General features: G+C 43.4%; 23 protein-coding genes and 1 tRNA gene. 3 read left to right on the top strand and 21 right to left on the bottom strand.

Going from position 1 to position 22929, the window contains the following annotated elements:
- Positions 1-20: 20 nt before the first annotated feature.
- The 4 genes from AC6H3C_RS08145 to AC6H3C_RS08130 form a co-directional block, all read right to left on the bottom strand.
- Complete coding sequence (locus AC6H3C_RS08145) at positions 21-941, bottom strand: endonuclease/exonuclease/phosphatase family protein (protein WP_497520241.1); 921 nt, start codon at positions 939-941, stop codon at positions 21-23.
- Complete coding sequence (locus AC6H3C_RS08140; protein WP_497520240.1) at positions 907-1893, bottom strand: alpha/beta hydrolase; 987 nt, start codon at positions 1891-1893, stop codon at positions 907-909. Before AC6H3C_RS08140 ends, AC6H3C_RS08145 begins: the two co-directional genes overlap by 35 nt.
- A gap of 157 nt (positions 1894-2050) precedes the next feature.
- A complete protein-coding gene (locus tag AC6H3C_RS08135; protein WP_497520239.1) occupies positions 2051-3244 on the bottom strand; it encodes a CynX/NimT family MFS transporter in 1194 nt (397 codons plus the stop codon).
- Between the two features lie 108 nt (positions 3245-3352).
- On the bottom strand, positions 3353-4771 hold the full coding sequence (locus tag AC6H3C_RS08130; protein WP_497520238.1) for a hypothetical protein: 1419 nt from the start codon (positions 4769-4771) through the stop codon (positions 3353-3355).
- A gap of 132 nt (positions 4772-4903) precedes the next feature.
- On the opposite strand from AC6H3C_RS08130, the gene AC6H3C_RS08125 reads away from it, so the two are divergent.
- Positions 4904-5830 (top strand): AraC family transcriptional regulator, encoded by a 927-nt coding sequence (locus AC6H3C_RS08125; RefSeq protein WP_497520236.1) that lies wholly within the window; start codon positions 4904-4906, stop codon positions 5828-5830.
- On the opposite strand, the gene trxA is transcribed toward AC6H3C_RS08125, so the two are convergent.
- From trxA to AC6H3C_RS08105, 4 genes are all read right to left on the bottom strand, one after another.
- Complete coding sequence (gene trxA, locus AC6H3C_RS08120; protein WP_497520235.1) at positions 5805-6119, bottom strand: thioredoxin; 315 nt, start codon at positions 6117-6119, stop codon at positions 5805-5807. The two genes, AC6H3C_RS08125 and trxA, sit on opposite strands and share 26 nt — an antisense overlap.
- 479 nt (positions 6120-6598) lie before the next feature.
- A tRNA-Arg gene (locus AC6H3C_RS08115) sits at positions 6599-6674 on the bottom strand.
- A 53-nt stretch (positions 6675-6727) separates the two neighbouring features.
- Positions 6728-7069: a thiamine-binding protein gene (locus tag AC6H3C_RS08110; protein ID WP_497520234.1), complete on the bottom strand. Its 342-nt coding sequence runs from the start codon at positions 7067-7069 to the stop codon at positions 6728-6730.
- Positions 7023-7805 (bottom strand): hypothetical protein, encoded by a 783-nt coding sequence (locus AC6H3C_RS08105; protein WP_497520233.1) that lies wholly within the window; start codon positions 7803-7805, stop codon positions 7023-7025. The genes AC6H3C_RS08110 and AC6H3C_RS08105 overlap by 47 nt, the downstream gene beginning before the upstream one ends.
- Positions 7806-7949: 144 nt before the next feature.
- Between AC6H3C_RS08105 and feoB the strand changes: the two genes are divergently transcribed.
- Entirely contained in the window at positions 7950-10412 is a 2463-nt protein-coding gene (gene feoB, locus AC6H3C_RS08100) for a ferrous iron transport protein B (protein ID WP_497520232.1), read from the top strand.
- A 234-nt stretch (positions 10413-10646) separates the two neighbouring features.
- Here the strand turns inward: feoB and rpe are convergent, their stop codons facing one another.
- Both rpe and AC6H3C_RS08090 read right to left on the bottom strand, forming a co-directional pair.
- Positions 10647-11300, bottom strand: coding sequence for a ribulose-phosphate 3-epimerase (gene rpe / locus AC6H3C_RS08095; protein ID WP_497520231.1), 654 nt, complete (start codon positions 11298-11300; stop codon positions 10647-10649).
- A 65-nt stretch (positions 11301-11365) separates the two neighbouring features.
- On the bottom strand, positions 11366-12232 hold the full coding sequence (locus AC6H3C_RS08090) for a sigma-70 family RNA polymerase sigma factor (protein ID WP_423126997.1): 867 nt from the start codon (positions 12230-12232) through the stop codon (positions 11366-11368).
- A gap of 384 nt (positions 12233-12616) precedes the next feature.
- Between AC6H3C_RS08090 and rho the strand changes: the two genes are divergently transcribed.
- Complete coding sequence (gene rho / locus AC6H3C_RS08085) at positions 12617-14377, top strand: transcription termination factor Rho (protein WP_497520230.1); 1761 nt, start codon at positions 12617-12619, stop codon at positions 14375-14377.
- A gap of 495 nt (positions 14378-14872) precedes the next feature.
- Here rho and AC6H3C_RS08080 read toward each other — a convergent pair whose 3' ends face one another.
- From AC6H3C_RS08080 to AC6H3C_RS08030, 11 genes are all read right to left on the bottom strand, one after another.
- A complete protein-coding gene (locus tag AC6H3C_RS08080) occupies positions 14873-15523 on the bottom strand; it encodes a hypothetical protein (protein WP_497520229.1) in 651 nt (216 codons plus the stop codon).
- Positions 15507-16532, bottom strand: a complete 1026-nt coding sequence (locus AC6H3C_RS08075) for an adenylate/guanylate cyclase domain-containing protein (protein WP_497520228.1) — start codon at positions 16530-16532, stop codon at positions 15507-15509. The genes AC6H3C_RS08080 and AC6H3C_RS08075 overlap by 17 nt, the downstream gene beginning before the upstream one ends.
- 3 nt (positions 16533-16535) lie before the next feature.
- A complete protein-coding gene (locus AC6H3C_RS08070) occupies positions 16536-17057 on the bottom strand; it encodes a Pycsar system effector family protein (RefSeq protein ID WP_497520227.1) in 522 nt (173 codons plus the stop codon).
- On the bottom strand, positions 17032-17253 hold the full coding sequence (locus AC6H3C_RS08065) for a DUF2188 domain-containing protein (protein ID WP_497520226.1): 222 nt from the start codon (positions 17251-17253) through the stop codon (positions 17032-17034). The genes AC6H3C_RS08070 and AC6H3C_RS08065 overlap by 26 nt, the downstream gene beginning before the upstream one ends.
- 272 nt (positions 17254-17525) lie before the next feature.
- Complete coding sequence (locus AC6H3C_RS08060; RefSeq protein WP_497520225.1) at positions 17526-18131, bottom strand: RloB domain-containing protein; 606 nt, start codon at positions 18129-18131, stop codon at positions 17526-17528.
- Between the two features lie 3 nt (positions 18132-18134).
- Positions 18135-19409 (bottom strand): AAA family ATPase, encoded by a 1275-nt coding sequence (locus AC6H3C_RS08055; RefSeq protein WP_497520223.1) that lies wholly within the window; start codon positions 19407-19409, stop codon positions 18135-18137.
- Between the two features lie 96 nt (positions 19410-19505).
- Positions 19506-19628, bottom strand: a complete 123-nt coding sequence (locus tag AC6H3C_RS08050) for a hypothetical protein (RefSeq protein WP_497520221.1) — start codon at positions 19626-19628, stop codon at positions 19506-19508.
- A gap of 207 nt (positions 19629-19835) precedes the next feature.
- The gene (locus AC6H3C_RS08045; protein ID WP_497520220.1) at positions 19836-20291 is read right to left on the bottom strand and encodes a hypothetical protein; all 456 of its coding nucleotides are present in this window, start codon (positions 20289-20291) and stop codon (positions 19836-19838) included.
- Positions 20269-20628, bottom strand: coding sequence for a hypothetical protein (locus tag AC6H3C_RS08040; protein ID WP_497520219.1), 360 nt, complete (start codon positions 20626-20628; stop codon positions 20269-20271). The genes AC6H3C_RS08045 and AC6H3C_RS08040 overlap by 23 nt, the downstream gene beginning before the upstream one ends.
- Before the next feature lie 425 nt (positions 20629-21053).
- The gene (locus tag AC6H3C_RS08035; protein ID WP_497520218.1) at positions 21054-21761 is read right to left on the bottom strand and encodes an N-6 DNA methylase; all 708 of its coding nucleotides are present in this window, start codon (positions 21759-21761) and stop codon (positions 21054-21056) included.
- 56 nt (positions 21762-21817) lie between these two features.
- Positions 21818-22729: an ArdC family protein gene (locus AC6H3C_RS08030; RefSeq protein ID WP_497520217.1), complete on the bottom strand. Its 912-nt coding sequence runs from the start codon at positions 22727-22729 to the stop codon at positions 21818-21820.
- Positions 22730-22929 lie beyond the last annotated feature (200 nt).

Genomic DNA, 22929 nt, shown 5'->3' with positions numbered 1-22929 from the left:
CGGTTGGCTGACATGAAAAACTATTTCAACGTGAGTTCTGCCAAAACAGGCAGGTGATCGGAAGGATAACGCTGGTCTTTTGAGTCGGTTAATACTTCGTATTTTGTGACAGTCACTTTCCGGTTGACAAAGATGTAATCAATCCGGTCTTTCAGCGGGCTGTTAAAATCAAAACCGTTAAAGGTGCCCTCCGGTCCGCCTGGTTCAGTTTCCGATTTCTGCCGGCTGTCATTGAGCCTTCGTTCGAGAATCCGGATCGGATCGGTTTCGGGGGCGGCATTGAAATCGCCGGTCAGGATTACCGGGAGCTTATCGTTATTCAGTTCATGGATCTTTTTCAGGATCAGCCGGGCCGATTCTTTTCGGGCTTCTTCGCCCAGATGGTCAAAATGAGCATTGAATATCCAGAAATTTGTCCGGGTGTCATAATCTTCGAGCAATACATAAGTACATAAACGGGGCAAGGCGGCATCCCAACCCTTGCCGGGGATATCGGGGGTTTCGGAGAGCCAGAACCAGCCTTGCAGTTTCAACTGATAACGTTGTGAATTATAAAAAATCGGAGCATACTCGCCCTGGTTCACACCGTCGTCGCGTCCTACCCCCACCCAGTCATAACCAGGCATAAAAGAGGCAATATCATTAATCTGCCCCAGCAAGGCTTCCTGCAAACCAAATACATCGGGCTTACGCGAGCGAAGCAATTCCACCACATCGCCCTTCCTGTTGGGCCAAACATTAATTCCGTCTCCGGGATTGTTGTACCTGATATTATAGGTCATAACCGTTATATCAAGCGCCGGGCTTATTATACTGACAGTCAGTGCACACATCATCAGGAATAATTTATTCTTCATCCGTTTTATTTTTGTTTTATGCTGAAACAGGAATACCGAACTGCTTCGCTTATAATCCTGAACTGCTTTTCGTTTCGTCTCCATCCCGGCAATAATTGAATGCCGGATAGTCGCAGCCATGTTCGCCGGGGACAATTGTATAGATCTGGTCTTTTCGTCCCTGCAAGACAAAATCGTAACAGAACTGCATCATTTCTTCAAAATACGCCGTCATGGGCGTTCCGGCCAGCGCATGATTGCCTCCGCAGGTGGTATGCAGCCAGTAAGGTTTTCCGAGCAGCCGGAGTTTTTCGGCAATAGCCTGCGACCCGTTTAATACCAGGAAGCCCGGCTTCTTCTCATCGCAATAATGATGCGATGCCGTACCGTAAGGCACCAGGTTATCGCAGGTTCCGTGAAAGAACATGGAGGGAATGGCCGAGTCGTCATAGATTTTGGCCGTATCGGGAATGGCCCCCGCCATAGAAACAAGTCCCGCGTACGACACCGGCCCCGAATCCAGCCCGTAACAATAAGGCGGCTCGTAACCGGCGTTCAATATTGCTTCGGCCCCGGCGCTGCTTCCCGCCAAAATGATTTGTTGCGGATTGATCCCAAACATTTCGCGGTTCTCAATAAGAAAATAGGTGGCATCCTGGACATCTTCAACGGCTGCTGAAAAAGTAGCCAGCTTTTCGGCGGCCGGACAATCGCAACCAAACTTGGTTTCCGTATCTTTCCGGGTAAGGCGGTAAGAGATCGAAACCGCCACGTACCCGCGCCGTGCAATCTTCGAGCAAAAAGTCTTAATTCCTTCGCTATCGCGCGTTCCGCCGGAAAATCCGCCACCGTGAACATAAAAGAACACCGGACGCCCCGATTCCCCGTCAAAAGCCGGAGTATAAACATCCAGTTTCAACTGCTCACCCGCCTTCTCGATGTAGGTGAACGTTTCAAATCCGACAGAATCAGTAATTTCTTCCAGGTAACGCTCCTGTGCGTTCAGATTGGTAAAACCGATTGAAAGAATAAAAAGAGGATAAACTAAATACTTCATGTTTAATCTGGTGTTGGTCTGATAAGGTGTAAAACTAATCATTTGCAAAATTAGAAAAAACAAGTGCGTCCATTTTTAGCAGTCGGGACCAAAAAGAACGACCATTTGGCGTCGATTTGCCGATTATTTACCCGGGAGCAACCGTTCCCGGTGTCGCTTAACGAATCACTGCCCGGGGATTTACCGAACGGACCCCGGAGTACAACATCAACAGGTTGGCCAACTGAATGATTAAAACCGGGACCAGCCAGGAACCGGTTTGGTCGAAAAAGAATCCCAGCAAAACCGGTCCGAAAGCCGCCAGCAAGTAACCCACTGATTGAACCATACCAGAGAGTTCGGCTGCATGAAATGAATCCCTGGCCTTGGTGCTGATAATCATATAGGCGATACTGATGCTCCCGCCGGTGGATAAACCCACCACGGTTATGCTAAGAACCAGCCAGGTGTCGCCATTACAAAACATCAAACCGCTGAAACCTGCCAAATTTAGGAACACGATAACAGCAATCGAATGCCACATCTTTTTCAGCTTTGTGGCAATAATGGGAGAAAAGAAGGTGGCAGGCAGGCCAATAAACTGGACAAACAACAACATCCAGCCTGCTGTCTGGTTATTCATCCCCTTGCTGTGCAGGATGGCAGGCAGCCAGGCAATCAGACAATAAAATACAAACGACTGCAGTCCCATGAAAGCGCTCACGAACCAGGCCGTACCCGATTTCCATACCGATTGGCCGGGTTGGCGTTTTTTCCGGTTCGCCTCAGTTCCATGTTTTACCCGTATTTGGGGGAACCATACCAAGGCTCCGGCAACAGCCAGTAACCCCCAAACCAGCAGCGTATTCTTCCAGCCTAAGCCTGCATTTTCGGCCAGGGGAACACTCAGCCCCGAGGCCAAACCTGCCATTCCGCACATCGCGGTGGTGTAAAAGCTGGTCATCAAACCAATTTTAGCTGGAAAATCAGATTTAACTATACTTGGAAGAAGTACATTGACAACGGCAATACCCGAACCAATGACCAGCGTTCCGATGTAAAGTATCCAAATATTTTCAGTATAACGAACAAATATACCGACCGAAAGAATCACCAGGGCAACCAGCAAAGTTCGTTCATTTCCCCAACGACGGCCGGCTAATGCGACAAAGGGAGAAAACAAAGCAAAAGCAATCAGTGGAATCGTCGTTAAAAATCCGGCTTCCAGGTTATTGATGCCCAGACTGTCCTGAATCGTTGTCACCAACGGCCCCACCGAGGTGATTGCCGGACGTAAGTTGAACGCGATTAAAATAATCCCAATGATTAAGCCAAGCTGTCCTCTCTTTTGTTCCTTTTCTGTGTGAACCATGTTTTGCTTTTGATATGCAGAAGCAAAGAACATGAAAATCATGATGAAAGAAAAGTTTCTTCAATCCATCCGGGAAACTTTTTACCATTTCATAAAAGAAGAAGAGTCTCAGCAAACCTGAACCACTTCCAGTTCCAGCAAATCGCCCAGTTTTTTGATCTTCGATGAGATATGACCAAGCCCAACTGCGCAGTGATGTGCCGGGCCGTACTGATTCCAGTTATTCACAAAGGTACGCGCCCCGACGGGAAATTTGTAACGGCTGTTGGTATTCCCGATCTCGAGAATCGGACCGGGAACCGATTCCCCCTCTGCTACCAGGAGCAATAATTTGCCCTGACAGCCGTCAACAACCGAAAGCAGGGTCACCGGACCATGTTTCACGCTCATCTCTACCGACAAACCCTTCCCCACCTTCCCGTGAAAAACGTTCAGGGGACGTACTTTTGTTTTTCCCTCAGCCATGGCGATATGTCCGGGGCCGTCGTGTCCCATCAGCACCACATCGTCGTTAAAATCCATCGCGTAATATTCTGTAAACGAACCGCCTGCGCCAAAGCTGTCCATGATTTTCATCGCCTGCACATTTTTCACCTCAAACTCGCCGGCAACCGGGATTCCGCGGGCGGTAAGCAGCGAATTTCCAAGAATTACGGAGCTGATTACTTCTTCATTTTCCGGCGTTCCGGTTCCTTTATAGAAATAAGCCATCGAACCCAGCTTCTTTTCGTCAACCAGCTTATCGAGCGCTACCGACGTCCGCGCGGCGCTTTCCAGGTCGTCAGGCAGGCAATCTTCCTGTACATCAAATTCCTGTTTAAACACACGAAGCCTTTCTTTTATCTCGGCAGCCGTTACCTCGTGCCTGGCGGCCGCCAGTTCGTCCACTTCAAGCATTTCCATATGACCGCCAAATGTTGACATCTGCAAGGTCAAATCGGTATAAATATCGAGCATGCCGCTGTAATAATGGCCCATCAGTCCCATGCGGTTGTGCTCCATGACGCCGGCCACACGGGCTGCTTCAATCCATTCCGACACTTCGTCCCAGCAAACCGGATCGTTGTGCAGCATGCCGGTAATCTGGTGAAATCTGATCCCGGCGCGTTTAAACACATTGGCAATTTCGGGCACAGGACAGGCAGAGCAATATGCCAGCCACTCGCCTGTCATCTTTTGGCGATCCTGCATTTGATTAAACCGGACGTAGTCGATTGCAGGCTCCGGAGACAGGTTCAGAATGATGACCGGTACTTTGGCCCGGCGAACAACCGGCAAAACAGTCGACGACAAGGCATAAGTGGTTACGTATAAGAAAATCAGATCCACGTCGGCCTGCCTAAACCGATGACCGGCAACTTCGGCTTTATCGCTGGTATCAACCAAACCTAAATTCATAATTTCCACGTAAGGCCTGGTTAACTTCTGTTCCACTTCCGAGAGATATCCTTCCAGCCGGTTTTTTAAGCCGTCGAATTGTGCCCAATACACATCAAGACCAATTCCAAATAACCCAATTTTACTCATTTTATCTATTTTTGATTTTATCCTTTCAAACAGGTTGTGGCAATTTATAAACTATTTAAACCGAAATCAATTTGAAATCTGATCATAAAACTTTAAATTTTGACACAAATTGATTACTAAAAATCCGACTGTATGAATGAAGTACCGCCCGTCCGCGAAATTTACTATCCGCCGGTGTCGGCCACCGATTTGCCATGGGGATTGACTGTGACGACAACCGGCTATCAGGCAGTTCCCCCAAACAGCGAATATCCCACCGGGGGTCATTCGGCAGCTTACTTTTTCAGTGTTGCCAACGGGAGGATTCTGGATGAATACCAACTGGTATATATCAGTAAAGGACGCGGGATGTTTCGTTCCTCATCGGTAAAGGAGGTACTGCTGGAAGAAGGCAGTTTGTTTATGCTTTTCCCGGATGAATGGCACACCTACCGCCCTGAAGGGGGAACAGGCTGGAATACCTTCTGGATCGGATTCAGAGGAGAAAACATGGAGCAACTAATGAGCGGAAGGTTTTTCACCAAAGCATCGCCGGTAATCCACCTCGGTTACCAGGAAAAGCTGATCGGCCTTTTTCAGGAAGCGCTTATCGTTGCCCGGCACGAACGGCCTGGGTGTCAGCAACTTCTTTCCGGACTGGTTAGCCTGATACTGGGTATCATTCACTATGAAAAAAGGAACGAAGACATCCGAAACGATTACATGCACCAGCTTATCGGAAAAGCCCGCGTGATGATGAAAGAAAAAGTCCGCCAAAACATCGCGCCCGAACAGGTTGCCGGCGAACTGAACATGAGTTATTCCTGGTTCCGCCGTTTTTTCAAAAAATACACGGGAGTTTCACCCGGTCAGTATCTTATCCATTTAAGGATTCAACTGGCACGTGAATTATTGGAACAAACCAGCTTATCGGTAAAAGAAATCGCCGGGCAACTCCGGTTCGAATCGGCCGGTTATTTTTCGGTTTTTTTCAAACGGCAAACCGGCTACGATCCGCTCGACTACCGGAAAAACAAGAAAAGTCGTGATGAGATCAATATTCAGCCAGAAAGCGACTGATTACAGCAGCCAGTTCCGGTCCGGGCACAAATCCTTCGTTTGTCCATTTTATGTTTCCCGATTTAAATAAAATCAGGGTAGGTATGCTTTTCACCTGAAACTGATTGGCAATTAATGGGTTCTGATCAACATTTACCTTCAGAATGCGGATATTTTCTTTAAACGCATTTTTCATATCTTTTAAAACAGGCTGTATTTGTTTGCATGGCTGACACCAATCAGCATAAAAATCAACCAACACCGGTTTCTCCGATTTAATGATCTGTATAAAACGACTATTAGCCCTCATCCCATTCTTCTGTATACGATCTCCCAACTGTTATCAAAAAACAAACAGAATTTAAAACCTTTTTAGCTTTTAATCTGCTTTGTCATTTTTAACAGGAAGCTGAGGGATAAGTTCTCTAATTTCCTATCGATAATACTGATACCTGATAGATTTTCGCAAACAGGGGGAAGTGGACCAAATGGAGTTCAACCGACACCTGCACATGATCCGAACCTGCCTCATTCCGGCGATCACAAAGTAAAACAGAGGTTTTGAAAAGCGCATAAAAAGGCCGATGAAACGCTCAATAACCGCTATCAAATAGGTAAGCCGATATCGATGATCTTGGCTGGTTGTTGTAATAAAATTCCGCTTAGCAAACATCTATGCATAAAAATCGTGCCCCACAGAAATTCCGATTGATCCGAAAATAGTGTTAGGGGGTTTGATCCATAAAAAAATCCGCAATTGCCTGGTTATCAATTGCGGATTTATTTTATTGGTGACCCCGGAGAGACTCGAACCCCCAACCTTCTGATCCGTAGTCAGATGCTCTATCCATTAAGCTACGGGGCCATTGCAAAAGCGCTGCAAATATAATACTTTTCAAATACAAACATCAAACAAAATCAACTTTTTTCAGCCTCATATTTTGCCATTTTATCATCAATGGTCACATCTGACTGAAATACAGTTTGTATTTTGATATACGTCATTAATTTTTGTGTGCCTTTTTTTTCCAGAACTTCGTGAACCCGTTTCACCAAAGCCATCACCTCATCATAGGTTCCTTCGATAACTGTTTCAAAAGGGCAAACCTTATACTTCAAACCGGATGCTTCAATTTCGGCAATCGCCAGATCAACCAGATCGTAACTGTCGATCCCTTCAGCCTGCGGCAATACCTGGAGAGCCAGGTTAATCTTATTCTTCATCTTGTTCATCATCTCCATCTTCGTATTCGTATTCATCCTCATCCTCTTCATCAGATTGGTTATCCAAAAAATCCTTGATCTCCTGAACGGTCAGTTTTTTCACATTGGTGATTATGACATCCTCACGCAAAAAATTACCGTATTGATTACATTCGTCGATAAACGATTTAAAGATTTCCTGTAAATTCTTTTTTAAAGGAAAGAGGAATAAGCCAAAAGCAAGGCCTTCCTGAAAACTGATCTCTTCCAGTTCGCCTTCAACTTTACTTAAAAAAAACTGAAATTCGTTCGAAACTACCTTCCGCTGCGTGTCGGTAAAAGCTTCTTCAACATCGTTTTTCATTAACGCGATGAAGTACCTGATTGTTTTTCCTTTACCACCCAGACCGGTTGATATAAAAACCTGCTGTTCGCCCAGCAGTGAACTTTGCAAAATCATACGGCTTTCCTGCAAAGCCAAAACCGCCCAGTCTCTTAAAACATCCTCATTATTTTTATGAAACCGCTCAATAATCCGGAAAGCGTCCACATGATCATGACTGGCCAGGCGTACCAACAATTGCTTCTTTTGCTCGACAGATGCACCCGGAGCATTCAATTCCTGCTCGGCAGCAGCGAAATCGTCAATCACTTCATTATTTCGCTTGTCCTTCGCATAATCAAAATATTCCATCTGAAGGTCCACATCAATCTGTTCTTCCAGAATACTGAAATTATCCGGCAAAGAATCAATGGCTTCCTGTATCTTTTTAAGGTTCTTGTTTCCTTCCATGATCATTTTATAAGCATACAAAGATAAAGGAATGGTCAAAGTATAACCGGCTTTTTAGGTTTTTTTTAAGTTATATTGAAAACTTAGATATCTTTGCGTGACTATTTTTATTTAAATTAAATTAGCATAGAGGGGATTTTTCAGGTGAGGCTTTCTGAGGTTAAAAATAATGAAACAGTAGTCATAACCAAGGTCTTGGGGCATGGTTCCTTCAGAAAAAGGATTACGGAAATGGGCTTTGTGAAAGGGAAAGAGGTGAAAGTGATCAAAAACACACCTTTCAAGGGCCCGATTGAGTATAAGATTCTGGATTATAACATCACCTTACGCCGCTCCGAGGCCAATTTAATTGAAGTTATTTCTCCCCACGAATTCAAATCGCATGAGATTTCCGGTTACGAAGGCGTTATTGATAAAGAGATCCTCAAACATTCGGCCCATGAAAAGGGAAAAATCATCAACATTGCCCTGGTTGGAAACCCGAACTGCGGAAAAACCACCCTGTTTAACTTTTTATCCGGATCAAAAGAACACGTGGGCAATTACAGCGGGGTGACGATTAACGCGAAGAAAGCCTCGTTTAAAAAATTCGACTACAGATTTAATCTGGTTGACTTGCCCGGAACCTACTCGCTAACAGCCTATTCGCCCGAAGAAATATACGTTCGTAAATTTATCTGGAAAGAAACGCCGGATATTGTCATCAACGTGATCGACTCGTCGAACCTGGAGCGGAATTTATTCCTGACAACGCAGCTGATTGACATGGACATTAAGGTCATCTGTGCCCTGAACATGTACGACGAACTGCTTAAAAACCAAAACCATTTTGATTATCAAAAGCTCGGGAAACTGATCGGAATACCGATTATTCCTACCGTCAGCTCAAAAGGAAAAGGCATTGATGAATTGCTTCAAAAGGCCATTGAGGTATATGAAGACCGCGATCCGATTGTCCGCCACATTCACATCAATTACGGGGTGGAAATTGAAAAATCGATTCAACGGATGAGGGCGAAAATAAAAAAAAACAAACCCATTGCCGATAAAATTTCGTCGCGTTTCCTGGCGCTTAAGTTGCTTGAAAAAGACAACGAGACACTTTTTAACCTGTCGAAATATCCCAATTTTGACGAGATAAAAAGTATTACGAAAGAAGAGTGTAAACGGATTGAAACCCTGTACAACGAAGACAGCGAAACCATTATTACCGATGCCAAATACGGTTTTATTGCCGGAGCCCTAAAAGAGACTTTCAGGCAAAAAATCAATCACCGGAAATCAGGTTCCGAACGGATTGACCACATTCTGACCCATCCGGTGCTGGGCTTTCCCATTTTTATGGTGTTGATATTCGGCGCCTTTTTTGCCACCTTCAGCCTGGGGAATTACCCCATGACCTGGATCGAAAAATTCGTGGCCCTCTTAAACAACACCGTTTCAGACATCATGGCAGAAGGTATGCTTCGCGACCTGCTGACAGACGGAATTATTGACGGAACCGGGAGTGTTTTGGTATTTCTCCCCAACATCCTGATTTTATTTTTTTTCATCTCGCTGATGGAAGACTCGGGCTACATGGCCCGTGCGGCCTTCATCATGGACAAAATTATGCACTTTTTCGGCCTGCACGGAAGGTCTTTTATTCCCATGATCATGGGATTCGGATGCAATGTGCCAGCCATCATGTCGACCCGAACCTTGCGTAATCCGGGCGACCGACTGCTCACGATGCTGATCATCCCGTTTATGTCGTGCAGCGCGAGGTTACCGGTATACGTCCTGTTTATTTCGGCCTTTTTCCCCAGCTATCCGGGTTTGGTTTTGGCAGGTCTCTATTTCTCCGGTATTCTGATTGCTTTTATCGTCGCCCAGGTTTTTAATAAAACGCTGTTCAGAAACAAAGAAACTCCTTTTGTTCTGGAATTGCCTCCTTACCGGGTCCCCACCCTGCGGAACATCGTCATCCACATGTGGGACAAAGCTTATCAGTACGTGAAAAAGATAGCCGGGGTGATTCTTATTGGCGTGATTATTATTTGGGCGCTGGGTTATTTCCCGAGACATACGAAAGAAACAGACTCCATTAAACAGCAAATCGAAATTGTCGAAGCGGGAAATCAGCCCGACAAAGAAAAACTGATCGCCCACTTAGTCACCGAACAGGAATCTTTGCGACTGAAAAGTTCATACCTGGGCCGGATCGGGCATGTCATTGAACCGGTGATGAAGCCGCTTGGTTTCGACTGGAAAATGAGCATCAGCTTACTTGCCGGCCTTCCGGCAAAGGAAATTGTAGTGAGCACCATGGGCGTTTTATACCAGGCAGAAGCGAACGACGCACTGAGTTTGCCGGAGAAATTACGAAAAGAGCAGTATACATCCGGTCCGAAAAAAGGAGAACAGGTGATCTCGGTACCGGTAGCTCTGGCGTTTTTAATTTTCGTCCTGATTTATTTCCCTTGTATTGGGGTTATTGCAACCATAAAAAATGAATCGGGGAAACTTTTCTGGGCGCTTTTTACGATGGGTTATACGACTTTACTGGCGTGGTTTTTGGCTTATTTGACCTTACATGTCAGTTCATTTCTTCTGGGGCATCTGTAAACAATCCGGAGTAAAAAACATTTTATATATCGGTATGATTCAGGAAATAATTACCTATACGATGATCACGATAGCCGCTGGCTCTGCCCTGTTCGGCCTTTATAAATCTGTTGCTCGGCTGACGCATACCACAAAGCCGGATACTTCAGGTAAATGTAGCGGGTGCAGCGCTGATTGTGCCATTCGAAGCTTGCCAGCTGCAAAAAGTTGCGCAACACCCCGAAAAGAGGAAACTTATAAGGCTTTAAATTGATTAATCGTCGCCACCGGATCATCGGCATTAAAAATAAAACTTCCGGATACCAGAATATCAGCGCCGGCTTCATATAATTTCCGTCCGGTTTCAAAATTCACACCGCCATCAACCTCAATCAGGCAAGCCGAATTTTGCGACAAAATCAACTCCTTCAGCATGCTTACTTTCCGGTAAGAATTCCCGATAAATTTTTGCCCTCCAAAACCGGGGTTTACCGACATAATCAGCACCATATCCAGGTCTGAAATAATATCTTCGAGCAGGTGGACAGGTGTGTGCGGGTTTAAACAAACGCTGGCTTTCATCCCGGCCTGTTTAATCCGCTCCACCGTTCGGTGCAAATGGGTGCAGGCTTCGTAATGTACGGTTAAAATGTCGGCACCAGCCGCTTTAAACGTCTCGATGTACTGATCGGGATTTACAATCATCAGGTGGACATCCAATGGTTTCTCAGCAATTTTACTGACTTGTTCGATCACCGGAATCCCAAAAGAGATATTGGGAACAAAAACCCCATCCATGACATCGCAGTGAATGTAATCAGCACGACTGGCATTCAGCAGGTTAATATCATCCGCCAAATTCAGAAAATCAGCAGAAAGAATTGAAGGGGCAACCATTTTTTGTGTCATAACCAACATTTTGCCCCAAAATTAAGGTTTTCAGGACAGAACCTGCAACAGAATGAAAAAAATGTTCATTGTCCGAGGTAAGCTTTCAGCAGACGATTGCGGTAATTATTTTTAAGCTTTTTAATGGATTTTTCCTTAATCTGGCGTACGCGTTCACGGGTAAGACCAAATACATCACCAATTTCTTCGAGCGTATGCTGCCGATAGCCATTCAGACCGAAATAATATTTCAGAATTTCAGCTTCCCGCTCACCCAATGTTGACAGGGTGCGTTCAATCTCCTTCCTCAATGAACTGGTAATTAAACCATCGTCCGGACTCGGGGATTCGTTATTTAACATGACGTCGTAAAGGCTGTTGTCATCTTCATCACGTAAAGGAGCATCCATGGAAACATGGTGATTGGATACTTTAATCGCATCTTCAACCAGATCGGCAGAGGTATCCAGGATATTGGCCACTTCTTCCGGGGTGGGCTCACGCTGGTATTCCTGTTCCAATTTCGAGAAAGTCCGGTTTATTTTATTGATGGATCCAATTTTATTTAGCGGAAGGCGAACAATCCGGGCCTGTTCTGCTAAAGCTTGTAAGATCGACTGCCGGATCCACCACACGGCATAAGAAATAAACTTAAACCCGCGAGTCTCATCAAAACGCTGTGCTGCCTTAATAAGACCAAGATTTCCTTCATTGATCAGGTCGGGCAAGCTTAATCCCTGGTTTTGATATTGTTTTGATACTGAAACAACAAAGCGGAGATTAGCCTTAATCAGTTCTTCCAATGCTTCCCGGTCCCCTTTTTTAATCCGTTTTGCCAGCTCCACTTCCTTTTCAGCAGAAAGAAGTTCAACCTTACCAATCTCATGGAGGTATTTATCCAAGGATAAGGTTTCCCTGTTCGTCACCTGTTTTGTAATCTTTAACTGCCTCATTGGATTAAATACTTTTGTTTTTCAAAGATCATTAAGAGCATATTCTTACTTTAACCATCACTAGCCCGTAATGTTCTTACAGGGCCTGAAAATAATGATTAATCACCTGAAATTAGACATTCTTTTTTAATTTTTGATGAACGACTATAAATTCTTGACGAAACATGCTTTTCAGCTTATAAACAAACTATTTTCCTTGTTTATTGTTTAAAATATAACCTGTTTTTATGGTTGGTTTTGTGCTGAATTCTGAAAAAAGTATTTTTTTTTGGCGAATATGTACTTATTGCTTATAATTGCAAAATAATTCGAAATCCAAATTTCTTAATCCTTTATCGAAATTCTTCTCCAGATTTTTTTTGGACTTAAATTAATTTTCAAAATATGTATGATATTATTGAGTTAAGCAGAAAGTTGCTTCCCGACTTGCGGGAAATAGCTAAAGAGCTTAAAATCAGAAAGGTTGAATCTTACAAGAAACAAGATCTGATTTATAAAATTTTAGACACGCAGGCCATTCTTGCTTCAGAACGCAAATCTGAAAGCTCGAAAGAAAAAATGTCCCGGCCCAAACAAACTCCAACTCCAGCACAGCCAGATACTCAGGAAAATAAAGATCAAAATTCGACGGAAGAAGCGTCAAATAACCCGGAACAGCCCCAAAAACGCCGTCGTACCGCTGTTGTTATTAAAGCGGCCAGCGCTTTTGATTTTACCCGGAGACAACGGGAAAAAGAAAGAGAGAGAGAAGCAAAAGCGGCTATGGAGAGCATCGAAGAACTAAAGGCTGAGGAAGAAATTAAGACCGCCGATATAAATGAGATCAACGAAACTTCGGCCAAACCGGAAAATACGGAAAAAGAAGCACAACCCGAAGTCAGAAAAGATTTTCAACGCGATTTTTCAAAAGATCCGAAACCGCAGCAAGAGCAGCGTAAACCAAAGCACCCGAAATGGGACAATCAGCAAAACCCCAATAAGCCCAAACAGGGTAACGGTGGGAATGCCGCTGAAAAACAATACGAATTTGAAGGAATTATCACCAACACCGGCGTACTTGAAATTATGCCCGATGGTTATGGTTTTTTACGTTCGTCAGACTATAATTACCTGAACTCGCCGGACGACATTTACGTGTCGCAATCGCAAATTAAATTGTTCGGGCTGAAAACCGGCGATACCATCACCGGTACTATTCGCCCGCCCAAAGAAGGCGAAAAATATTTCCCGTTGATCAAAGTGATGGAAATCAACGGACGCACACCCGACTATATTCGCGACCGCGTTCCGTTCGATCACCTGACCCCCTTGTTCCCAAATGAGAAATTTAACCTCACAGGAAAAGGTCATGATAATATTTCAACCCGTGTCGTTGATTTGTTTGCCCCTATCGGGAAAGGACAGCGTGGCTTGATTGTAGCCCAGCCCAAAACCGGTAAAACCATGTTGCTAAAGGAAATTGCAAATGCCATTGCCGCCAATCACCCCGAAGTATACATGATTGTGTTGCTGATTGATGAACGTCCGGAAGAGGTAACCGATATGGCCCGCAGCGTAAATGCCGAAGTCATCTCGTCCACCTTTGACGAACCGGCAGAACGGCACGTACGCGTAGCCGGAATGGTGCTCGAAAAAGCCAAACGATTGGTTGAATGCGGACACGATGTGGTTATTCTGCTCGACTCCATTACCCGTCTGGCCCGTGCGTACAACACGGTAGCGCCTGCCTCGAGCAAGGTGTTATCGGGTGGCGTCGATGCAAATGCCCTGCATAAGCCCAAACGCTTCTTTGGAGCCGCCCGGAATATCGAAGAAGGCGGTTCATTGACCATCCTTTCAACCGCCCTGACGGAAACCGGTTCAAAAATGGATGACGTAATCTTTGAAGAATTCAAAGGAACCGGTAACATGGAGCTTCAACTCGACCGGAAATTGTCCAACAAACGAATTTTCCCGGCCGTGGACATTGTTTCTTCAAGTACACGCCGCGAAGACTTGTTGTTGTCGAAAGCGATGATGGACAAAGTGTGGATCCTGAGAAATTACCTGGCCGACATGAACTCGCTGGAAGCCATGGAATTTATTAAAGACCGGTTAATGAAGACCAACTCAATTGAAGAATTCCTGATTTCGATGAATACTTAAACGAGTTTGAATAAAAGATACTCACAATGAATAAGGAAAGCCGGCAGTTTTGCCGGCTTTCTTAGTTTAATTTTGAAGTAATCCTGGGATTCATTCTTCTTATAGGTCTCGATATAGTCTCGTTTATTTGGATCACTTTAAATTTCTGTGGAGATTATTATTTTGCGAATTGGTGCATATTTTGGTGTCTGCCGCAAAATAAAAAAGCGCTTAAACCTTTGATTTAAGCGCTTTTGAGTCTTTTTGACTTTGTTTCTGGTGACTCAGCTGGGATTCGAACTAATCCTTATTCCGAGCTGATTATCAATATTTTCCAAAGTGCTTATTTCAATAGGTCTCGATATAGTCTCGATTGATAATCAATGCATTACAATGTAAATATAAGCAAATTATATTGATTTAAATACAAAAGCAGACTTTAATATTCCGCAAAAAATACAAAAATGGATACCCTCATCTAAAGAAATCCATTTGTCGATCAACAATGTTGGAATGTTACCTGTCAATTTTTGAAAATTCATCCAAATCCTTTTCAATTCTTTCAAGAGGCAGGCTACGAAGAAGTTCAACACTATTCATATGGCAACGCTTATATTTGTCTTGACCACATGGGCAAGGATCATTTCGCAATGGTAGCCTTTTAGAAATGATCCTTTGAAGAATATCAATAGCGAATTTGGTCTCCCTTATATTTAGCTCTTCGCGATAAAACTGTTTTATACCCTCAAAGTTGTGAAGATATTCTCCCGAGGCATAGTTGCCTTCGTTTTTTTTGAAAATTTGGTTTGCAAAGTATGGATATACCTTATTTTTGATGAAGTCAGCTAAACTTATTCCTCGCTTTGCCAACAACAACATTCGATGTTCAATGTCAAGGCAACAAAATCCATTCTTATCAATGTGCCAGTTGTCTTCGCGTTCGATAGTTCTGCTTAGCTCCCTTACTTCCGGCACACAATAAGGGTAAGAAGAAGACAGGTATATTGCGATCATGAATGTTTCCCAATAGTCGCCAGCTTGATCACAGATGTCCAAATCGCCGGAAACTATCCAAATTTTTTCCTTTTTACTTCTACGATACTTTAGCTTTGGAAAAAATTGGATAGTCTCCTGGAAATCTCTTTCGAAATTACTTCCCACTCCCATTCAAATAGGGTTTGTTTTGAGCAGCAATTGGCTGCAAGTTTTGGATATCACGATGGGGAGAGAGAGTCGCTTTTCTTTTCACCCTTAAATCACCCTCTAATGTAGTCGCAATAAAATCTTGCCTTTTTAAGAAATTCCACCAGTCAAGATCATATTGAGTATAGAAAAAGTTTTCATCCGGGATTCTAAAAATGTATCGGTCGGATTCGTTAGCTGTCCGTTTTGAAACCACAGTCATTAAATTCTGAAATCGCAACTCTGTGTTCGTTTTTATATTTTCACCAACCACTATTCCATTACTTTCAGCGGAAGCTTGCATCTTACTTGCCAAGCTCGTATGTAGACTACAAGTCGTTACTTCGCTAATTTCACCGATCCCGGCCATTGACCAAATTACGTCTTCATCATAACCTAAGTCAACACCAATTCTCGTGAATATCTTATCAATACCTTGCTCCTGAAAAACATTTTTCAAATCATGTTTCACAAAATATGTGAAAACACTGGCACTTTGCAATGCTCTCAAAGCAGCTTCTTTTTTATCCAGATTCTTTCCTCCAAAATATACGAACAACCCGTCTCCCTGTAACCGGTGTACGTAGCCGCCAAATATTAAGCAAGTATGAATCGCAGCGCGTTGTATCGTCGTATTAATAATCAAAACGGTTTCCGGCTCGTACTTAGAAAAGAGGTTTGTGGAGCCCTTTATATCAATGAAAGCTGAAACGATGTAATGTTTTTCAATTTGATCGGTGCCTTTCAGGTGAGCAAAATCGGGATGCAATCCAAGTTGTTGATCAAAATTAGGTTTCAGTTGTAATTCATTGGCTAAATCTTCGAGGCTTGGTAGCAATCGCTTTTGTGGTACCGATTCGTTCAAATCTGAGAATCTAAAAGCACTTTTTATGATATCCTCTGTACCGCTAAATGCCGAAAACTTCGAACGGTATTTTCTGTCTGCTGAAATTGCAGTTTCAATCGTTTTTAAATAATCATCGTATATCTTCATAAATTAATTCTTAAAGTTTAGTAAAATCAAAAAAACCAGTGGTATTATCGTCACAAACATCAAAGTATAAAGAATCGCAGCAACTCGGATGCGTTTGAATTTCTTTCTCAGCCCTAAAGCAAGGTCGTATACCTGTAATCTCAAATCCGATAGACCGGCTTCTCTATCATAGTTCTTGGTCTCATCGATAAAAATATCCAGCCCTTTCGTCGCGATTGAATTAAAATAAAGCATCGATTTTTTTTCCCTCGACAAATAAGGGGTCGATACGATTATTACAATTATCAAAGCGGAAAGAGCAAGGAGGCTTGAAATTAATAGAAGCCCCAGTATTGTTTTGGAACAGTTTACATGATCCATCAAATACGGATAACTCGCAATTAAGCCCCCAAGTGAGAAAGTTCCCAAGCCTAGAAAAACCGCACTTTTATTATTAATACTATCGTAGTAATGATCGAATCTTTCGATGCAGAATCTTAGCCTTTCTTCTTCCATGTCATCATCCTTTGATATCTCTTGGATCATTTCCATAGCTATTTTTCTCACGAATTTCACCGTTCGGCCGGTGGATGATCACTTCTGATTTTTGATTTTTAGCGATCTCCTTGGCTATTTGATTTGCTTCGCTTTGAGTATTCGCCATCTTGGTAACTTTGCTGTTACCGGCTCCTTTCACGCCCCATTTTCCGTTGTGGGGAACAACATGTTGGTTCTTTCCCATTGTAAAACATTTAAATTTTGACATAACAATCCACTGCAAACCTCATTACAGGCCAGCTATCTGGAATTTTCGCAATTATCCGGGAAAGAAGCTGTGCGGGTAAAAAAAGAATTATTACATTAGCAGCCTCGTTTGGATGATCCTCGGGGTGGTGAGCCCCGATCTGCCGACCAAGCACTGATTTCCAAACTCCCAAGTCGCTTACGAAGGCGACTTTTTTTATTTATCACCGGGTCATATTTATAACCCGGAACTCCGGGCTTAAATTCATTTTAATCTCCTTTCTGTCGTTCAAACTCACGCAAAGCCTGCGGAATTTTAGAAAAAGGGAAATGCGCTCCAACATCACCTCCCTCTACTTGCTTCCACAACAGCTCGGCCCGTTCAATCGCTTCGGGTTCACCTTTGGCCATTTCTTCAAACCAGGTTTTCTTCTCCAAAAACGATTTTCGTTTCTCGTATTCCGGCAAATATCGCTTTAGCTCATGCAGAACCTGTGCACAGTCGGGAAACTCACGCGCGGTATAAGTGAAATGGAGCAGGAACCACAGTTCGATAGCTGGCATCGTTTCACAAATTAATACTTCATCTTTCCTCCCGTATTTCCTGACGAATTTTTGGAAGGCTTCTTTCTTTCCCTGCGAGACGATGGTATCATAGTCAGTCAGGAAGGTAACCTGGTCATATCCTTCAGCTAACAATCCATTGATAATGCCCTCGGCTTTTTCAATGCCAACATCGGCAAACAGCGAAGGACTGATTTTATACTTGTAGGCCTTCCAGTCCTTTAAATGATATAAATACCACTGTTCGGTGATGCCATCGCCAAGCACCGCATAGCGCGGTTTCAAGTTTCGTTTCGGTCGATTCTTTCTCATAGGCTACAATTCCGGAATCCCCCCAAACTTCCCTATTTTATAAGCATTGTAAAACGACAGCTCTTTCCGGAAATTGAAATCGGCCATCGAGTAAAGTTCGGTCGCCCCATCTTCGCCTTTTTCGGTGAACCAAATAGCATCTTTCCGTAACATATCTTTTTCATTCAAAAGCGACATGTTGTGCGTGGTAAAAAGCAACTGTGCCTGATTGGACTTCTGTAGAAACTCCTTTAAGAAATGCATCACCAGCAAAGGATGTAACGCCGACCCAATCTCGTCGATCGGCAAAAAGGCATTATTTTCAATGGCATGAAAAAATGGTGCAGACAAACCGTAATAACGCAAAGTACCTTGCGACTGACTGTTTTCAGACAAATTATAGGATTCCTCGCGTCCCTCGCTGACCACTCGATGAGTAAACATGGTTTCATCATAATGCCAAGCTTTTTCTTTCTCAATTTTGGTACGTTCTTCTTCGGTCATTGGCAAGGCATCCAAATATTTCAGCATTTCTTCCGGAACCTTTCGAACCCGGTCTTCAAACAACACATTTGTAATATTGAAATCAGCTTCTTTTAAAAATTGGAGCGCGTGAAGCTTCATTTTTTCGCTCTCCTTGATCGAATTATCGGAAAAGCTGGTGAGATCAGTATAAGGATTTATCACTTGTATAAACTGATTTCTGAACCAACTCACTACATCATCCAACTCAGGTATGGCCAGGTTTACCTGGTTGTAAGCAGCCAACACCGAAGCATTTTTCAACGTTTTCAGTTGGATGGCCTCGACAGCCTGGTTTGAAATCTTGATTTTGGAACCAAACTGCACCTCCGAAATTTTCTTTTCGGCGTTGAAGTCACGCGTAAAAATGGCCGCGGGTTGCGTACCAGGATAAACAAACAGCTTTTCCTCCAATACCGTATTACGATCAACAAGTAATTGATACCGGTGTTTTTTGCCCTTTACATAGAAGAGCAATTCGAAAGAACCTGGCTTTTGTGCCGTTTCCCCAAACTCGAAAGGCTGAAAGCTAGTTCCTCCCTCCTTTTCCTCAGGAATGTGACGGGTAAAAAAGTTCAGAAAGTCGAAGGCATCGAGCAAATTACTTTTCCCCGAGGCGTTAGCTCCGTAAACCATTGCCATTTTCAGGATTCGTGTCCCATCGTTTTGCTCGGCCACATAATAGTCGCTGAGCGTGGTATCGGAAGTGGCCTCAAAACTGAAGCTCACTTCATTTTTAAATGATAGGAAGTTCTGTATTTTTAATTCGAGTATCATATTCTATTTCCTCCTATTGCAATTCACTTACAAAAATACGAAATAGAATTCATAAATCAACATCTATTTTAGTTTTTTGTAGTTTTGATGCATAATTTAAAAATAGAAAATAATTTCACTGGTTTGAGTTAGCCGCTTTTTGGCCAGTTTTACATTTTCGCCCATTTGGTCCAGTATCTTTTGAAACTTCGGAAGGAATGTTTGTTTCTTTGTCTTCACTTAATGTTGTTTATTATCGGCAAAAGCAGCTTAAATGTATTAAATAAACAACAAGAATTCACTGACCAATTTAAGAAGCCTTCTCAGATGCTGAACAAATGCCGGTGAAAGTATAACGGACAAGTAAAATTAATGGTCCGTCATATTTAATTTGCGATTTATTATTAAAAACGCAATACTTTACGAATGAAAACAACAAATTACCAATCATCTTTTTGAGTCGTTAAATTCTTCCAAATCTTCTTTCAGCCTTTTAACAAACTCTTCTTCACCATCATCCCCAGAAAGAAACCAATCAACCCGATGTGCATAAATCTTCGCTATCCGCAAAGACCTGATGGCATTTTTGAATTCTTTGACAATTTCATCAGGATAAGTTGTATAAAGTCTTTTCTCCGTACTTCGTTTGTACCAACCAGGTGAGGCCATTGATTCACTTTCCGGAATTTCTTTGCCCATTTTATCCAGTTCTGCCTGAATTTCATCGGCTATGTAGCCGATTTTATACTGATTATATTCAAAGTGCCCACCTGACATTTTTATTGTTTTTAATTGGTCAGGTAAAAATATTAAAAACGAATGAATTGCCGATATATTCATCTGACTAACGACCAAAAAAGGAGGCTTTGCCTCCCATTTTTCAGAATTTGATCTGGTCTTCAACCTCCTTGACTTTTTCATCCAAGGTTGACTTGATTTCCTCCATCACGGCTGACACAACCGGGGTATTGGAGGTTTTGAACTCCTTTCCGGATGCATCCCGAAGGAAAATGGTTGCCCCCATTCCGTCAGCGCCCAACGAAAAGGTCTGAAGGTTCCTACGGGTTTCCGTCAGTTTGCGCCACTTTTCAATAAGCATGCTCAAATCTTCCACTTTCTGGATACGTTTTTCCAACGAAGGGACTTCAGAAACTGTTTTTTCATCCTTTTTCACAACTTCCAAAGAAGCATTGCTTTGTCCATTACTTTCAGTAGTGGCCTTTTTAACTGTATTATTCATAATTGTTTTCCACTGCCCTGTGGCTTTTTTGTGGCATCTGGCACGCCGGTTAAAATTTCGGCGGACCGGACATTGAGCTCTCACGGATCAGGTCAACGGGGTGCATGTCTGTTTTTTGCCAACCTGCTTGTTCACTGGACCAACCTGTCCATTTAAAATGAACAAGGCAAAAAACTGAACGCATCCGGAGGACGTCCCGGCTTGCCGGGCGCCCCTTTACCGTTCCGTGAAGCGTAAATAACTTTGCGGGGATTTTAAATGGAGTGGTTTTACCCTATTCAAACAACAGGATTTCTTTATTTATATGCTGATATTTATACTCCAAGTACTAATATCGAGATATTTTTAAAGAGTCACTGCCTTTATCTTTATCAAAACGCGGATATTTCGATATCGAGACGAGCAAAAAAGGGGCTTTTTTGCCCCTAAAACTCAAACAACAACTGCTGAGTTACTTTTGGTACCGGCGTTTGTTGGACATCGAACTCCTTTTTCTTTTCCGGCAACCTTAAAACCAAGTAGCTTTCTGATTCTGCAATCTCCCTGATGTATGGGACTCCATGCTCTGGATGCAGTTCAATCCTCCAACCCGCATAAAATCGGTTTATCAGCGTATCCATCCAGCAAACTTCCCCGAGAAGTCCGTTCAGGCAAAGGTTAATCAAACACATCATGGCACAGGTCCGGTCGATGTCTGCCCCAAAAAACAAGCAGTCTCTTTTAATTTTCGCTGCGGCCAGTAACATCCGACCCGACCCGCAACAGCAATCTGCCACCCGTTCACCAAAACCTGATGGATTGAGCATCCGGGCCATTAATTCACACACTGGTTCCGGGGTAAAGAATTGTCCGTTATGTCCGTGACTGATGTATTCCATATAAAAGTCACCGAAGCAATCTTTCAAACCTTCACCGTTGTTGTCCATCTCCATGACCAATGCACCAAAGGCTTCTGCCATCAAGTAGGCGTCCGGCTTTTCATAGTTCCGGACGATTTCATGGTAGCGGTCTTCTTTTGCCCCTAAGGATAAGGCACAGACTACCATTTCAAGGAAATCTTCAAAAACGGAATGCAATCCATATTTGTAACTGATTTGAAGAATATATTGGGAAAAACTTTTTAACTGTTCCATCTTTTAAATGTTTAATCGTGATTAACTGTGAGTTTTTGAAATAAAAAAGGCGAAGGCTAAACTGCCTCCGCCAATTGCCCGGCCTTCTTTGTACTTGCCGTCCGGTTTGGACTGACCTGGTGATCCAGGATGTAGTCCACCGCCTTTTGAGCCATCGATGAAGCTGTTAAAAGCATTTTCTTGTCTTCTTTGAATTTGCCGATCCAGCTTTTGATGTAGGCAGCGCTGTTATCAATCGTAGCGTTATTCTGGATGCCTGTCATGTAACACAGGTAAGCTGCACCCATTTCGGCCACGAGTTCTTCCATATCCCGGGAGCCGGACTTGTGATTTAGCAGCTTTTCATGTCTTCCGGTTCGGCTGATATGCCCGCACCCGTGGACAGCCTCGTGATATAATGTTAAATAGAACTGTTCATCCTGAAAAAAGGTCCGTGGATTGGGCATCCCGATATAGTCTTCAGATGGTGAATAAAAGGCGTGAGACTGGTCCAGCCTGATCTCAGGACAATCAGACCAACACTCGATCAACTGCTCGGCCTGAGCAATCGGGTCAAAATCGTGATCGTAAGCTTCGATGGAAGGAATTTTACTTTCATCGATCCCGTCAGTTTGTTTCAGGTTGAAAACGGTGTAATACCGGAGAAACGGGATCTGTTCGATGCTTCCATCTTTTTCCTCCTTTTCCAGGATTTTCCAGAAAACCACCGGAAAACCTTTTTCACCTTTCAGGACATGTCCACCCAGTTCTTTGACCTGGTTGAAAGTCAGGAAAAACGGGGAACCGAATTGATCGGCCACTGTCAGCAATAACCAGAAATTAAAACCCCGGTAAACTTTCCTGTAAACCATGTTTTGCGGTAACCCGGTTTCAGTTTTCCAGGGCATTTGCCACGGGATGACACCTTTTTCAAGGCGTTCGATAATCAGGTTGGTAACCATTTCATAAATGTCAAATGAAGAATTCATGGGAAAATGCCGATGCCTTTCGGACTTATTTTGGCATCCTTCGAAAAACAAAGGAACTATCTGGCACGCCGTTAAACTTAAATTTTTGGCGTACCACATTGAGCTGTCCCGGATCAGGTCAACGGGGTGCATGTCATTCCGATGTAGTCGGAATGAACGCATCCGAAGGAAACGAGCCACGAAAAGCGAATTCCCCTTTA

It is taken from the genome of Gaoshiqia sp. US2, assembly GCF_059705485.1.
This window is presented reverse-complemented; position numbering and strand designations above follow the sequence as displayed.

Excerpts from the sequence above, each read along its gene's own strand:
- AC6H3C_RS08060 (WP_497520225.1), bottom strand. The coding sequence starts at position 18,131 with ATGAGAAAGAATCGACCGAAACGAAACTTGAAACCGCGCTATGCGGTG.
- AC6H3C_RS08070 (WP_497520227.1), bottom strand. The coding sequence starts at position 17,057 with ATGATCCAAGAGATATCAAAGGATGATGACATGGAAGAAGAAAGGCTA.
- AC6H3C_RS08065 (WP_497520226.1), bottom strand. The coding sequence starts at position 17,253 with ATGGGAAAGAACCAACATGTTGTTCCCCACAACGGAAAATGGGGCGTG.
- AC6H3C_RS08075 (WP_497520228.1), bottom strand. The coding sequence starts at position 16,532 with ATGAAGATATACGATGATTATTTAAAAACGATTGAAACTGCAATTTCA.
- AC6H3C_RS08105 (WP_497520233.1), bottom strand. The coding sequence starts at position 7,805 with ATGGAAGGAAACAAGAACCTTAAAAAGATACAGGAAGCCATTGATTCT.
- rpe (WP_497520231.1), bottom strand. The coding sequence starts at position 11,300 with ATGACACAAAAAATGGTTGCCCCTTCAATTCTTTCTGCTGATTTTCTG.
- AC6H3C_RS08090 (WP_423126997.1), bottom strand. The coding sequence starts at position 12,232 with ATGAGGCAGTTAAAGATTACAAAACAGGTGACGAACAGGGAAACCTTA.
- AC6H3C_RS08055 (WP_497520223.1), bottom strand. The coding sequence starts at position 19,409 with ATGATACTCGAATTAAAAATACAGAACTTCCTATCATTTAAAAATGAA.
- AC6H3C_RS08040 (WP_497520219.1), bottom strand. The coding sequence starts at position 20,628 with ATGAATAATACAGTTAAAAAGGCCACTACTGAAAGTAATGGACAAAGC.
- AC6H3C_RS08130 (WP_497520238.1), bottom strand. The coding sequence starts at position 4,771 with ATGAGTAAAATTGGGTTATTTGGAATTGGTCTTGATGTGTATTGGGCA.
- trxA (WP_497520235.1), bottom strand. The coding sequence starts at position 6,119 with ATGAGGGCTAATAGTCGTTTTATACAGATCATTAAATCGGAGAAACCG.
- AC6H3C_RS08035 (WP_497520218.1), bottom strand. The coding sequence starts at position 21,761 with ATGGAACAGTTAAAAAGTTTTTCCCAATATATTCTTCAAATCAGTTAC.
- AC6H3C_RS08080 (WP_497520229.1), bottom strand. The coding sequence starts at position 15,523 with ATGGGAGTGGGAAGTAATTTCGAAAGAGATTTCCAGGAGACTATCCAA.
- rho (WP_497520230.1), top strand. The coding sequence starts at position 12,617 with ATGTATGATATTATTGAGTTAAGCAGAAAGTTGCTTCCCGACTTGCGG.
- AC6H3C_RS08135 (WP_497520239.1), bottom strand. The coding sequence starts at position 3,244 with ATGGTTCACACAGAAAAGGAACAAAAGAGAGGACAGCTTGGCTTAATC.
- AC6H3C_RS08145 (WP_497520241.1), bottom strand. The coding sequence starts at position 941 with ATGGAGACGAAACGAAAAGCAGTTCAGGATTATAAGCGAAGCAGTTCG.
- AC6H3C_RS08030 (WP_497520217.1), bottom strand. The coding sequence starts at position 22,729 with ATGAATTCTTCATTTGACATTTATGAAATGGTTACCAACCTGATTATC.
- AC6H3C_RS08110 (WP_497520234.1), bottom strand. The coding sequence starts at position 7,069 with ATGAATACGAATACGAAGATGGAGATGATGAACAAGATGAAGAATAAG.
- AC6H3C_RS08125 (WP_497520236.1), top strand. The coding sequence starts at position 4,904 with ATGAATGAAGTACCGCCCGTCCGCGAAATTTACTATCCGCCGGTGTCG.
- AC6H3C_RS08140 (WP_497520240.1), bottom strand. The coding sequence starts at position 1,893 with ATGAAGTATTTAGTTTATCCTCTTTTTATTCTTTCAATCGGTTTTACC.